Raw genomic sequence first — 13789 nt, forward strand, 5'->3', positions numbered from 1 at the left:
ATCAAAATACCTTTATTCGGTTAGAAATAAGAGTTCCTACTGCTACTGATCCAGCCAGCCAACAAAGCAATACCAATAAGGTCCCTTTCTGCTGCTTTAAAACTTCTTCGGAAGAAAGAAAGGTATGGTGAAAATCAGGGAACTGCTCCCAATAGTCACTGCTGAGCCTCGCCGCCGGGTCGGAGGAGTTTTTGATCCGATTGCCGATCAAGTCGATTTGGAGCTCATTCATCGTCTGGGCCAATTGGTAGCGATAGGTTTCTGCCTGATCCTGAAAACTCAGGTACATGGAATAATCTGTCCCGGCAAACCCCATCGACAGTTTTTTAATTGCCAAAAAAGGGTCTAGCCAGGCGGCTTTGTGAAGCACATCTTGCTGCTTGATAAACTGATCCACCAAACGCTGCTGATGGGAGAGAAAAGTCTGCGTACTCAGCCTTTCCCCTTCTCTCATAATGAAACCACTGTAGTTGAAAGGCAACTGCTGCGTTGAATCCACCCCATAGGCTTGAAGCAAAGAATCCTTAAGTGCAGCATAATGCGGATCATTTGGATTGTGACTGTCCCCCTGCCGGATCAATTCCTCCTCTACAGCCATATCAAATTCGATCTTGGAAGGGGAAGGAAAAGCAGATTGTCCGAGGACTTGACCTACTTTGGGGACAATCAGAGTGAAAAGTAACCAAAACCCTATCAAGCCAATAAGTGCTGATTTGGAAGAAGAACTTTTGGCCGATACAGAAACCGCCATCATACACAGAATAAAAAAATAGACCCCATAGCCAAGGGCAAGAAAAAGGTAATGAATCAGTGACTGACCTAACAAATCCGGCTCCCGGTGGAAAAACAGGAAAGAAAACCCAAGTAGAAAGGGAGGAACTACCACCGATAGGTTTACCCAAAATAATCCCCAAACTCTTCCCCATAGAAGTTCTGAACCACTTACTCCCTGAGAAAAAAGAATCTTCAGAGTCCCTTGCTCCCTATCTCTGGAAATCAAATCATACCCCCAAAAAAATATGAGCAGGGGAATCAGAACCTGCAAAATCATTCCTGCCGAAAGTTCTCCAAACCTCAGCAATCCGTTTGAGAGATTGGCTTCGGAGAAGTTTACCGTATTCTGTTTATGTGCCTCCAAAAAAATGACATTCCCCAGATAGCTGTCCATTCCATAGTCAAAAAATGACAGCGGAAACTTTTCTCTAAACACCAAGTACCCATAGTGAGCCATCCGGTGAGGATGCTTATCAGGACTATTTTCCCACTGCTCTCTTACCTCCTCTCCAAACCCGTGGATCTGAGATTGATGTTTCTGCAAGTTCAAAAACCCTATAGTAAGAAAGACTATCAATAGAATATTCGTCGATGCTATAAGAAGTTTTGCACTGGTCTGAGCTAGGGTATTCTTCCAAACCTGACCAGCAAGCAGATTGATTTTACGGAAACTGTTCATTCAATAAGTCAGAATTTGTAAGTAGCTGTCAACATGAAATTTCTGGGTGCACCGGGGAAAAGTCGGGTGAAATTCTGAGCACCAAGCCAATACGTATTATTCATCAGATTATTTGCATTGAGTGCCAGCTGAAGATTGCTTTTCGTGGGTGAATAATAGAAAGCTGCATCGAACAAGACAAATCCAGGAACATCAAAATCACGGGTAAACCAAGGAATTCTTTTACTCTGAGCTTGCACTCCCAAGCCCACTCCGAGATTTTTCAATCTGGTCTCGTCTCCAAAATTGTACCTCGACCATACGTTCCCACTGTTTCTCGGAGTATTTTCCTTCCGCAGCCCGATCAAGTCTTCATTGGAATCTGACAGAATCTCAGCATTAATAAAACTATAGGAAGCAGTAATCTGCCAGTTGGGCAAGAGATACCCAGTCATATCCAATTCAAATCCCCTACTCCTGTCAGCACCCCTTTGAACCAAGGAATCGGGAAAAGCAGGTAGGTTGGCATTCATCAGAATGTTCTTCTGATTGATTTCATAAACAGCTGAATTGACCAATATTTTCCCATCAAACAATTCTGCCTTTGCTCCAAATTCTTTCAAATCACTGATCAAAGGTTTAAACCTGGCAGCAGATTCAGAAGCCCAGAAGAAATTTCCGGTATTTGGCATCAGCGTGACGGTATTGGACTGAGGCTGCATCCCCTCAAGATAAGTGGCATAGACATTTACAGATTTGCTGACTTCATACGTCAGACCCAGTCTCGGCAGAAGGACCACATTGGTAAATGATTTCTCATTTGGCGTATCATAGTTGGTGATATCCTCAAACCATTCGTTTCTTAAGCTGACCAAGGCAGAAAACTTTCCCCACTTAAGCTGCTCCTGAAGGTAAATCGCGGAAGAAGTGGTCAAAGCCGAGGGAACAGCAACTCTAGAGTTGAATCGGTAATCCTGGATGGTAGGCAAAGTAGTGCTTGGATTCGTCAGATTGAAGTAATTGACATTTGGCCGAGGGAGTACTTTACCATCGATGGTGATGGTCTGAAAATTAGCCGCGTTGGCTGGATTGAAGGTATTGGACACGCTTCCATCCCGCAGGAGAAAACCTCTGGCGGCATTTTGCCCTCCACCCTTCAGCTTGTTCCAAGAGTGCAAGTCATAGCCGACCACCAGTTTGTGAGAAGTCTCTCCCAAGTCAAAATTAAAGTTGAAAAAGGCATTGAGGTTATCAATATTCCAAAGTTGCTGCCTTTGAACAAATTGCATCATGACCAGGCTGTTTACAGGTTGACCTGTTATATCCCGTGCAAAGGCATTGGTGGTACGATGTTCTTGAAGATCTTCTTGCCAGGTTTGCTTCATGTAGACCGCGTTGAAGCTGATATTCTGAGAAAATTTATGAGAGAGATTAGCGGTCCAGACCAGTTCATTGGATTTGAAGAAATCATTGGGAGCTCCGAGATTTAATGAGATTGGAGTGCTGTTCAGGGTAGTCTGACCTGGGACAGCGCCGAATATCGGTTGACCTCTGTCCAGGTTGCCGTTCATCGAGCTGAAAATCACCTCCGTATTGATCGAGGTCTGATCGGTAGGGAGGTAAGTGATGGAGGGTGAAATCAAAACTGAGTTGTTTTTCACATAATCACGAAATGATCCTGCTTCTTGGTAGGCCGCATTTAATCGGTAAAGGAGTGTCTTGGAAGTATTGAGTGGACCTGTGAAATCCAAAGTTCCTCTCATGGTCCGAAAACTACCCGAACTCAAACTAAACTCTCGCCGATCCTCTGAAAGCGGCTTTTTTGTCACCATGTTGATACTTCCTCCCGGATCTGTACTGGCAAAGGCCACAGAGGCAGGGCCTTTCAATACTTCCACCCGCTCGATATGTGAAGTTAAAGGTTGCAAAAAGTAAAATTGCCGGGTTCTCAACCCATTGATTATTTGACCTTCCTCATTTTGACTGATGCCCCGTATCGAATATTGATTATAAAAACTGGATGGAATCACCCCACTGACATTTTTTACTGCATCCGCTAACTGAAAGGCCTGCCGATCTCGAATCAATTCTTTGGTCACGGTCCCCATGGATTGAGGGAGTTCTTTATTTGGGATGGCAATTTTCGTTGCCGAAAAACTGTACTCACTGGTATAATCCTGTCTGGCACGACCGACTACTTCCACTTCCTGAAGATTCAAACCACTGGTAATCAATCGGATTTCAAGTGGATTTTGGACATTAGCCATCTCTATCTCTTGCTCATAGGTCTGGTAACTCATGGAAGAAATCAACAATTTGTACTTCGCCCCAAGAAGGCCCCCAAAAAGAAATTTACCGTCCAAATCTGTGATTTCTATTTTAGTTTCGCTATCAGAAATCAACCTTACATTCATATTGATCACTGGAATACCTTTAGCGTCCTTGATATAGCCTGAAATTTGATTTTGCCCCAAAACAATCCCGGGAAACCAGAAGATCAATAAGAGAAGTAATCGCCATTTTTGAATCAAACTGCCAATGGACTGTGAAACTGTCTTCATAAGTGCTTGGAATAATATGAGTGTGATGGGTGTGGAATTTGTTGTGCTTGTATGCTTCAGGAAGTTTGATTGGTGATATTTCTTTCCCCCAAAACTTTTCGGGAACCACATTAATGCAATCCTGTTGCAAGATTAATTAAAAAGAGGTAGTGAAACAATGTTGCAAAAAAACTTCTTTTGAAAATTCACCCTCACCTCTTTTAAAAAACTGTAAATCTCTTTCCTTTCAAAACAATAAAAAGAGGTTTCTAGCCTGAAACCAAATCGATTACATAGGATGAATGGGAATATGAGCTAAACAAAAAAAGACAAGTTATTTTTTTAGGCAAAAAATTTAGATTGAGAATATCTGCCAATTTTTTACCTTTTAACCTGAGTTCGATTTAAAAAACGGCTAATTGGTTTGAATTGACGGGTTGATATTTGATTGCGGGTTTTTTATCAAAGAAGGAATAAGCAATAAGTCCTGCGATCAAGTTTGTGAGGAAGTTTTGAAAAGACCGATGTCTGGAATGCTCTACCTGACAGATGTTTTTAAGTTCATCATTTATGGTTTCGATGACGGATCGCTTTCTAAGGAGGATTTTATCTTTAAGTTCCATTAGCACATTCTTCATGTTGTTTCTCAGGCTAGTGATTAGATGAAGTCCGTCCAGGAAGAGTACTTGGGTTAAGGCCTGGGAGATGTACCCTTTATCGCCATATAGTTTTCCTTTAAGTGTTTTAATAAACCCTTGGTTTTTAAGTGGTTCTCGATCATCAACATGAGCTTGAGTAATCATTAGACTTAATAACTCTCCTTTGTCATTGACAACCAGATGCAGCTTGAATCCATGAAAGTAGCCCATCGTGGACTTGCCGGTGGAGGCTATTCCTTTGAATACTTTGTTTCGCTTAATCCGCTTGTTGTTACAGACCCGAATAGGGGTAGAATCAATGAATGCGATTCCGGTGGGCTCACCCATACACTGCGATTTGAGGAATAAAGTCATGGGTAAGACGGCCTGTTGCATCAGTTCCACAAAGCGGTTATAAGAGACTAAATCAGGAAATAAATCCGTTAAATGCTTGCCCACATAAGCCAAATAAAAGTGTTTCATATTCCTGAAACCACCCTGATGAAATAGCACCATCAGGGTAATGACCTCACTGGTACTCATTTTAGGGGTTCTCTTGGGCGCATTTCCCAAGGTGTAGGGGCTGATAGTGCGCTCAAATTCGAGGCAGAATTCATCGATTAAATAGAAAATATCAGTAATTTTATCGGTAGATAGAGTCATCTTTTATCGGTTAAATATTTGATTTTCAGATGATTAAATATACCGAAATCTGATGGCTTTATCTACTTTTTTCAAGAAAAACTCTCTCGAAATTCTCTCCTTTATTAATCGAACTCAAGTTTTTATATCCAATCCAAAGCCGAATGCCGCTAATCCCTGTTTTTTTATGGTTGATTTTTTTAGGAAGTCATGCTCTTTCTCACCTAAAGGAACCTCTCTCAAAACCCAACATCATTCTGATTTTGGCTGATGATTTGGGATGGTCCGACATCGGCTGCTATGGAAGCGAAGTAAAAACGCCGAACCTGGATTGGCTTGCTGCAAATGGGATACGCTTCACGCAAATGTACAATACCTCAAAATGCAACCCCTCCCGGGCAGCTTTGTTGACTGGGCTTTATGCACAGCAGGTTGGGTACGAAGCCAATTAGCAACAACCACTCATAAATGGAATCACGCTGGGAGAGCTTTTGAAATCTGCAGGTTACCGTACATTATGGGCCGGAAAACATCATGGAGGAGATCATCCTTTGGACCGAGGGTTTGACCGCTATTATGGCTTGATGGAAGGTGCTTCCAACCACTTCAATCCGGGACCGCAACGGGAAGGCGAGTCCCAACCTGCGCAAAAAAGACCTGATCGACCTTTTTATATTGACAGGATACTGCATCAACCCTATCCTGTACCAAATGATTATTATTCCACGGACTACTTCACCAAGTATGCCATCGATTGGCTGGAGGAATATCAAGCGGAGCAAAAGCCCTTTTTTCTTTACTTGTCCTATACCGCTCCCCATGACCCTTTGATGGCATGGCCTGAAGATATTGCAAAATACCGCGGAACCTATTCCGAAGGCTATGAGATCATCCGTCAAAGACGTTTCGAAAAGCAAAAGGCATTAGGAATCATCCATACCGATCACACCTTAACCAATTCGACTCATGTACCTTGGTCATCCTTGTCTGATTCACTCCGCCGGATTGAAGAACAAAAAATGGAAGTCTATGCAGCGATGATTGATCGAATGGATCAAAAAATCGGTGAGATTATTCAAAAACTGCGCGACTCGGGAAAACTGGAAAACACCGTGTTTATTTTCCTCTCCGACAATGGGGCTTCGGGTGAAGTCGTCAAACTTCCAGGAGACGGAAAAATCGGAGGTGTGGGACAATGGACTTCTCTGGGTGAGGATTGGGCAAACGTAGGAAACACCCCGCTTCGGTTCTTCAAAAACTACTCCTTCGAAGGTGGCATCAAAACTCCATTGATCATATCCTGGCCCACAGGATTGGGACACCAAAATGAAATCAATTCTTTTCCTTCCCACCTCATAGACATTATGCCCACCATGGCAGAACTGGCAAATGCTGATTATCCAACCTCCTTCCTAGGAAAACTGATCCTTCCATGGGAAGGAGAAAGTCTTCTTCCCGCGATCAGGAAAGGTAAAATACAGCGCGAAACACCCATTTTTTGGGAGTGGTCCATAGGCAAAGCGGTCAGAAAAGGTGACTGGAAACTAGTAGCTCATGGAAAAACCAGCCCTTGGGAGCTTTATGATCTGAAAAATGATCCATACGAAACCAAAAATCTAACTGCCCAATTCCCTGAAATAACAAGAGTTATGGAGGCTCTTTTTCTGGAGTGGAAGGTTAAGGTGAGTAAGGTACCATCGGAGCGAATGGGAACTCAATAGATAGCGGAAAATAAAAGCAAAGACAATTCAAGCATTCCATCCCTCCCCCCATGAAAGACAATATTACTGTGATCATCATCGTCTCCCTATTGGCCATCCATTTTTTGGCCGGGATAGGTTGGTTGATTTATAAAATTCTTGGAGCAAATCCTTCAGAGAAAAAACAGGACTAAGCCTCCCCTCCTTTGTGAAGTTTTTGTAAACTTATCTTCCTTTGACACGGGCGTGGCCAATATTTTCTATTTTGGCCACGTTTTCAATTTCACAAAGACTATTCAGCAATGAACAAAGCGGTATTCTCATTCCTTTTCCTGATGCTTTTTTCTACATTTTCCTTCGCCCAAGCTACTTTTCAGGTCAACAAAGTGATTGCCCATCGTGGAGCTTGGAAGGCTCAAGGCTTGCCTCAAAACTCTCTTGCTTCCTTAAATGAAGCGATCCGCTTGGGCTGCGAAGGCTCTGAGTTTGATGTATGGATGACAGCGGATGAAGTATTGGTAGTCAATCATGACCACGATTTTCAGGGAATTGACATCGAAACTTCCACCTACGAACAACTTTTGACCAAAAAGCTTCCCAACGGAGAAAAAATCCCAACCTTGGAGGAATACCTCAAGGAGGGAATGAAGCAAACGACAACCAAATTGATCCTCGAATTTAAGCCCTCGCGGATCAGCGTAGCACGAAGTGAGCGGGTGGGTGAATTGTCGGTAAAAACCGTGCAGAAACTTGGCGCTGAGCAGTGGGTGGATTACATCACCTTCAGCTACGAGGGTGGAAAAAAAGCCATAGCTACCGACCCCAAGGCCAATGTGGCTTACCTCAGCGGGGACAAAACCCCTGCTCAACTCAAAGAAGACGGTTTTTTTGGCTTTGATTACAATATCCGGGTATTAAAGAACAAGCCCGAGTGGATTGCGGAAGCCCAGCAACTGGGTTTGACAACCAATGCCTGGACTGTAAATCTGGAAGAGGACATGAAGTGGCTATTAGATCTGAAGGTAGATTTTATCACCACCGATGAGCCGGAGAAGTTGTTTGAATTGATCTCAAAAAAATAGGCGGAAATAAGACCTCAAAGAAAAACTGGCTTAGGCTGCCTTCGGAATTTTCAGGAAAAAGACTGAGCCCTCTCCGGGGACGGATTCCGCCCACACGCTTCCTCTTAGATTTTCAGAGATCTTCTTGACCAGAGCCAAACCAATTCCAAACCCTTCGGTCTCCCGCTCGGGATGGAGTCTGCTGAATACCACAAAAGGATCCAAGGAAGCTTTGCAGTCAAAACCGAGTCCGTTGTCGGAAACCGAAAACTTCCAACTACACCCAATATCTTCGCATGAGATCCAGATTTTAGGCGAAACTTCCGGGTTTTGAAATTTAAGTGCATTGGAAACCAACTCATTCAAGGCTTGAATGAGATAAGTCTTGGATGTTTTGATCTTAGGCAGCGGGGAATCAACTTCAATCCGGGCATTAGAAATCTGTATTTTCTTCTTCTGAAGAAACATTACTTTCTCCACAACTTCGGAAAGTTCAAAACTTTCATATTCCTCGGGATTTCTACCAATTTGAGCCAAATCCAACAAACCTAAAATTATCTCCCTCATTTTTCTCCCTCCATCCATGGCGAAATCGATGTACAGTTGCGCTTTGGGATCCATGTCTTGACCAAACCTCCTTTTGAGCTGTCCCAGAAAGCTCAGAATGTTTCGTAAGGGTTCCTGAAGATCTTCTGAAACCCCTTTGATTAATTGGCTCAAATTGGAATTCTTAATTTCAAGTTCCTGAATCAGGGTGTTGAGATCATCTTGTTTTCCGAGTAATAGTTCCTCGATTTTTTGCCTTGCCAAAATGCTCTGTTGCATTTTCTCAAACAAAATAGGAACTACCAAGGCTATCACTCCATTGATAAACAAAACATTAATCGAAATGGCCAACCAGCCAACCCATTCGATTTTTTCACCGTTTTCGGGATAGAGAAAACTATAGTTTAGCTCCAAGCCCACCAAAATACACACCAAGACTCCGGAGAAAACTCCCAGCCAACTCCTTTTGGAAGAAAAAAGAAGGGAAATAAAAACCCCTGAGGCCACCAAATACATCAGCCCGGGCCCGAAGGATCCCAGTTCCAGCATTAGCACCAATGCAAGTGCATTGGTAATCAAAATCAACAGGACTTTCTTGGCTGAAATGGAAAGGAATTTGGTAAATCCAATCACACCAATACAGGCAATGGCAAAGAAATCAAATAAAATCAGGGTAAGATGTCCACCCAAATAGCTAACAAAAAAGCTCGGTATAAGCGCTACAATCGAAAGAGGAATCAGATAGAGCATCATCACTCTAAAAAGGTAATCTCTCCAATAGTCGAGCGAGTTCATGGGACTTTCCAAGGGAATGTTTTCCCAGATAAAAGCTCGATATCGATTCCAAAAGTCCATGATATTCTTGGTTTAAAACAACTATGGCTCAAAAATAGCCACAAGAAGTTAACCCAATCTCCATGTTGTCGCATTATATAAACCATCTGCACTTTGGGAATCAAAAAGATGGGAATCAAGGAAGAAACTCCAAAACCGGCCACTTTAATCCGATCCGGTGGGAAATCAACTTCTTCCTTCCGTAATGCTTCTTTAGCAATTTTTTAAGAATAAAGCCAAAGGGACAAACCTAAACACTTAGATCCACGCATCCATCCATAATCGAAATCAGGCAAGGCTGATTTCCGCAAAAGAAAAGGCTTTTTGCGCTACTTCCCCATTTTCTAATGGAATCTTATACAGTTGCTCCACACGACCCTCAACGTGGACCGGCAGGGGGTTTTTAAAAATCGGGCCCTCAAAGCAAAAGGTATGAAACTCCCCATTTTCTCCACATGGATCTGCCTTCCCATCTATGGCTTTCAGAAATTGGAAATCAAATACTTCTCCCAAAAAAGATTTGGGAACTAATTCTGGGTCGATCGCACAAATTAAGGTTTTGAACCCCTCTTCGATAAATTCCCTTGCCAATTGAGGAGTTGACCTTTTCCATAGCGGAAAAACCGCCTGAAATCCCTTTTGAGCCAACTGAGATTCTCTGTATTTCCGAAGGTCTTCCAAAAAAATATCCCCATATCCCAATTGGTGAATCCCTTCTAAACTTAATCTTTCCAGATACTGATTAATGGCATTTTCGTAAGCTTGATTATCTCCACTGGCCGGATAATATAGTTTGTCCAAAGGAATCCCCAACTCATCCGCCTGGGCCTGAATCAACTCTTCTCGAATTCCATGCATTCCCACTCTTGACGTCGTCTCGCTAAAAGTGGTATGTAACCGGACGACCTGATAGGAAGGATTGTTTTTCAACAAATACAAGGCAAATGCACTGTCTTTACCTCCCGACCAGCTTAAAGAAATTGGAATTGGATTCATCATCAGGACTTGGCCGGCAAAATCTGGGAACTTACTTCCCCAAAACCTACCCGGATGCCATCTTTTTCGGCAAATCCTTTCATGATCACGGTATCCCCATCCTCTATAAATCGACGCTCCAGTCCATCCTCCAATTTCACGGGTTTGGTTCCTTTCCAGCTGAGTTCGAGCATGGACCCAAAAGAATCCTCTGTGGGTCCGGAAATCGTGCCTGATGCCATCATATCGCCCACATTGATATTGCATCCATTGACGGTGTGGTGGGCAAGCTGCTGGGCGACATTCCAATACATATTTTTAAAATTGGAGGTGCAAACTTTCGATGCTTTGCTGCCATCCGGCTGAATGTAAACCTCCAGATTGATATCAAAGCTGTGATCTCCTTTGCTCTTGAGATAATCCAACACTTCCGGCTCTTGAACAGGGCCTGAAACCCGGAATGGATCCAAGGCTTCCAAAGTCACCACCCAAGGTGAAATGGATGATCCAAAGTTTTTCCCCAGAAATGGTCCCAAGGGAACATACTCCCAAGCCTGGATATCCCGAGCTGACCAATCATTGAACAGTACAAAACCGAAAATATGGTCTTCTGCTTCATTGACATCGACCGAGTCACCGAGTTTGGTTGGCTTGCCGGTGATGAAGGCCAACTCGAGTTCAAAGTCAAGTCTCCTACTGGGACCAAAAGCCGGTTTTTCCATATCAGGGTCTTTAAATTGCCCTTTTGGACGGAAAATAGATGTTCCGGAAACAACAATGGACGAAGCCCTCCCATGATATCCCACCGGTAAATGCCTCCAATTCGGCAAAAGGGCGTTTTCTGGGTCACGAAACATTTTCCCCACATTGGTAGCATGCTCGATGCTGGAGTAGAAGTCTGTGTAATCTCCGATTTTCACAGGCAAAAGCATCTCTGCTTCTTTCCGATTGACCATGACCTTGCCTCTGGCGGAATGATTTTTTAGCTCTTCATTGTCCTCGAGGAGCAGTTGCTGCACCCGCTCGCGAATTTTGCGGGTCTGGGGCTTACCCAATGCAATAAAATCGTTGAGCGAATCTTTCAAGAATACGCCTTCCGGCAAAAAGAAAGAAGAGAAAAACCCTTCTTGATCCAGAATACTTAAATCGACGATCTTGTCACCTATCGCAATACCAATTCTGGGGCTAAGTTTTTTATTCTTAAAGACACCAAATGGCAAATTATAAATTGTGAAATCTGAATTTTTTGGAACTTCTACCCAAGTATTCAAAGTGGGAATCGAACTGTCAACCATGATCAAAAATTGTTGGAGGGGCAAAGTTAGGCTTATCCCTGTAATTCAAAAATCCGTGCCACAGTGTCGCACCTTAATTCTGTAACAATTCAGCAAATCAAAACCATTTATCAAAATTCAAAACCGAATTAAATTTCGTGTTGTAATTTACCTGAGTAAACCCTTTGTTCTATGAGATCCATATTCAAAATTCTCTCTTTTTTACTTTTCCTAGGGATGACTCCCCAGGTCTTCGCCCAAGAAAAGCCAATTTTGGTTCAACTGGACGAAATCGCCATCATTGATCAAAAAGTGATGATGCCCATGCGGGATGGGACAAGACTCGCTACTGACATCTATCGCCCTAAGGGAGATCAGAAAGTCCCGGTGGTTTTCTCGAGGACACCGTACAATTTCAATACCTATGCAAACGGGGAAATGAATACCAGAACCCTTCAGTCAGCGCTGGAATGGGTCAAAAAAGGATACGCCTATGTGGTTCAAAACGAGCGCGGAAGATTCTTTTCTGAGGGAAACTGGGATATTCTTGGCACACCTCTGACCGACAGCTATGATGCCTTTGATTGGATGTCCAAACAGGATTGGAGCAATGGCAAAATCGGTCTTTTGGGCTGCTCCTCCACCGCGGAATGGCAAATGGCCGCTGCTTCCCTCAATCACCCGGCTTTGGGTGCGTTGGTCCCTCAGGGTTATGGTGCAGGCGTAGGTCGGATTGGAGACTTTTATGAGCAAGGCAACTGGTACCGAGGAGGTGCCGGACAGATGCTCTTTACGGCTTGGCTTTATGGTACCCAACACGATCCGATGGCGCCAAGATTGCAGCCGGGAATCGAACAAAAAGACCTGTTGAGGCTTCAACGGTTCTACGATATGGCCCCAGAATACCCGCGAGTGGATTGGAAAGAAGGTTTGGCACACCTGCCAGTCAAGGACATCATCAAAAATGTCGGTGGCCCCATGGGGATCTATGAAGAAATGATCACCCGCAAACCAAACGATCCTCGTTGGTATCAGGGAGGGCTTTTTCATGACAATATGCCTTTTGACAAGCCGAGCATGTGGTTTGTGTCTTGGTATGATGTCTCCTCATCGCCAAACATCGCCCTTTACAACCACGCCCGTAAAAATGCCATCAGCCAAATGTCACGTGATAACCAATACCTGATCATCGCTCCGGTTTTGCATTGCTCTTTCACCCGGGCTACCGAAAACACCATGGTGGGAGAGCGAAGCGTAGGTGACGCAAGATGGAATTATGATGAGGTGATTACCGCATGGTTTGACCTTTGGCTAAAAGGAAAAGACGAAAGTGGCACCATTGCCAAGCTTCCAAAAGTGACTTACTACACCATGGGAATGAATAAATGGCAATCCTCAGACGTATGGCCTCCAAAAGAGGCGGTGATGACTTCTTACTTTTTGGATTCTCAGGGAAAAGCAAATACCCGAAACGGTGATGGCAAACTGGTGTCAAAAGCCCCAAAAGCCGAGGCCAAAGACACGTTTAAATACGACCCGATGAATCCTGTCAATTCCTATGGTGGAAACGTCTGCTGTACAGGCAATGCTGTCCAAGGCGGAGCTATGGATCAAAGCGAAATGGAATTGAGAGATGATATTCTGGTCTACACTACTGAACCTTTGGCAGAAGGGGTGGAAGTTTCCGGTTTTATTGAAAGCTACCTCTACCTCTCTTCAGATGTGAAAGACACGGACGTGACCATCAAGTTGATCGATGTTTATCCCGACGGAAAAGCATACAACTTGGACGAAACCATCCAGCGTGTGCGATACAGAGAAGGCTATGACAAAGAAGTCATGATGGAAAACGGAAAAGTTTACGAAATCAAAATGACTCCAATGAGTACTTCCAACTACTTCGAAAAGGGTCATCGAATCCGGATTGAGGTCAGTTCTTCCAACTTCCCCCGATTTGATCGCAACATGAACACCGGAGGAAATAACTACGATGAAACAGAAGGAAAAATTGCCACGAATTCCATACACCACGGAGGCAAATTCCAAAGCAGAATAGTGCTTCCGATGATCAAAAAATAAGCCTTTCAACAAATACAAAAAAAAGCAGGACAAAAGTCCTGCTTTTTTTTGTATTATAAAGAACGAAA

Annotated in this window: 9 protein-coding genes and 1 pseudogene; 4 read left to right on the top strand and 6 right to left on the bottom strand. The window is 43.6% G+C overall.

The window, feature by feature from the left end:
- Position 1 precedes the first annotated feature (1 nt).
- The 3 genes from CLV31_RS16135 to CLV31_RS16145 all read right to left on the bottom strand — a co-directional run bounded on the left by CLV31_RS16135 (position 2) and on the right by CLV31_RS16145 (position 5273).
- Entirely contained in the window at positions 2-1453 is a 1452-nt protein-coding gene (locus CLV31_RS16135) for an ABC transporter permease (RefSeq protein WP_111393946.1), read from the bottom strand.
- Positions 1454-1461: 8 nt separating this feature from the next.
- Positions 1462-3993, bottom strand: coding sequence for a TonB-dependent siderophore receptor (locus CLV31_RS16140; protein WP_111393947.1), 2532 nt, complete (start codon positions 3991-3993; stop codon positions 1462-1464).
- Between the two features lie 383 nt (positions 3994-4376).
- Entirely contained in the window at positions 4377-5273 is an 897-nt protein-coding gene (locus CLV31_RS16145; RefSeq protein ID WP_111393948.1) for an IS982 family transposase, read from the bottom strand.
- A 143-nt stretch (positions 5274-5416) separates the two neighbouring features.
- On the opposite strand from CLV31_RS16145, the pseudogene CLV31_RS16155 reads away from it, so the two are divergent.
- The 3 genes and pseudogenes from CLV31_RS16155 to CLV31_RS16160 all read left to right on the top strand — a co-directional run bounded on the left by CLV31_RS16155 (position 5417) and on the right by CLV31_RS16160 (position 8034).
- Positions 5417-6973, top strand: a pseudogene (locus CLV31_RS16155) (arylsulfatase).
- 50 nt (positions 6974-7023) lie between these two features.
- Positions 7024-7146 (top strand): hypothetical protein, encoded by a 123-nt coding sequence (locus CLV31_RS22185; RefSeq protein WP_262510284.1) that lies wholly within the window; start codon positions 7024-7026, stop codon positions 7144-7146.
- 108 nt (positions 7147-7254) lie between these two features.
- The gene (locus CLV31_RS16160; RefSeq protein ID WP_111393951.1) at positions 7255-8034 is read left to right on the top strand and encodes a glycerophosphodiester phosphodiesterase; all 780 of its coding nucleotides are present in this window, start codon (positions 7255-7257) and stop codon (positions 8032-8034) included.
- 30 nt (positions 8035-8064) lie between these two features.
- Here CLV31_RS16160 and CLV31_RS16165 read toward each other — a convergent pair whose 3' ends face one another.
- The 3 genes from CLV31_RS16165 to fahA form a co-directional block, all read right to left on the bottom strand.
- Positions 8065-9414: a sensor histidine kinase gene (locus tag CLV31_RS16165; RefSeq protein WP_111393952.1), complete on the bottom strand. Its 1350-nt coding sequence runs from the start codon at positions 9412-9414 to the stop codon at positions 8065-8067.
- 267 nt (positions 9415-9681) lie between these two features.
- Positions 9682-10392, bottom strand: coding sequence for a Dph6-related ATP pyrophosphatase (locus CLV31_RS16170; RefSeq protein WP_111393953.1), 711 nt, complete (start codon positions 10390-10392; stop codon positions 9682-9684).
- Entirely contained in the window at positions 10392-11663 is a 1272-nt protein-coding gene (gene fahA / locus CLV31_RS16175; protein WP_181452655.1) for a fumarylacetoacetase, read from the bottom strand. The genes CLV31_RS16170 and fahA overlap by 1 nt, the downstream gene beginning before the upstream one ends.
- Positions 11664-11834: 171 nt before the next feature.
- Here fahA and CLV31_RS16180 point away from each other — a divergent pair, with 171 nt between their 5' ends.
- A complete protein-coding gene (locus CLV31_RS16180) occupies positions 11835-13721 on the top strand; it encodes a CocE/NonD family hydrolase (protein WP_111393954.1) in 1887 nt (628 codons plus the stop codon).
- Positions 13722-13789: the final 68 nt, after the last annotated feature.

It is taken from the genome of Algoriphagus aquaeductus (assembly GCF_003253485.1).
Taxonomy (GTDB): Bacteria; Bacteroidota; Bacteroidia; order Cytophagales; family Cyclobacteriaceae; genus Algoriphagus; species Algoriphagus aquaeductus.

Coding starts and splice junctions, on each gene's coding strand:
- CLV31_RS16135 (WP_111393946.1), bottom strand. CDS start 1,453: ATGAACAGTTTCCGTAAAATCAATCTGCTTGCTGGTCAGGTTTGGAAG.
- CLV31_RS16140 (WP_111393947.1), bottom strand. CDS start 3,993: ATGAAGACAGTTTCACAGTCCATTGGCAGTTTGATTCAAAAATGGCGA.
- CLV31_RS16145 (WP_111393948.1), bottom strand. CDS start 5,273: ATGACTCTATCTACCGATAAAATTACTGATATTTTCTATTTAATCGAT.
- CLV31_RS22185 (WP_262510284.1), top strand. CDS start 7,024: ATGAAAGACAATATTACTGTGATCATCATCGTCTCCCTATTGGCCATC.
- CLV31_RS16160 (WP_111393951.1), top strand. CDS start 7,255: ATGAACAAAGCGGTATTCTCATTCCTTTTCCTGATGCTTTTTTCTACA.
- CLV31_RS16165 (WP_111393952.1), bottom strand. CDS start 9,414: ATGGACTTTTGGAATCGATATCGAGCTTTTATCTGGGAAAACATTCCC.
- CLV31_RS16170 (WP_111393953.1), bottom strand. CDS start 10,392: ATGATGAATCCAATTCCAATTTCTTTAAGCTGGTCGGGAGGTAAAGAC.
- fahA (WP_181452655.1), bottom strand. CDS start 11,663: ATGGTTGACAGTTCGATTCCCACTTTGAATACTTGGGTAGAAGTTCCA.
- CLV31_RS16180 (WP_111393954.1), top strand. CDS start 11,835: ATGAGATCCATATTCAAAATTCTCTCTTTTTTACTTTTCCTAGGGATG.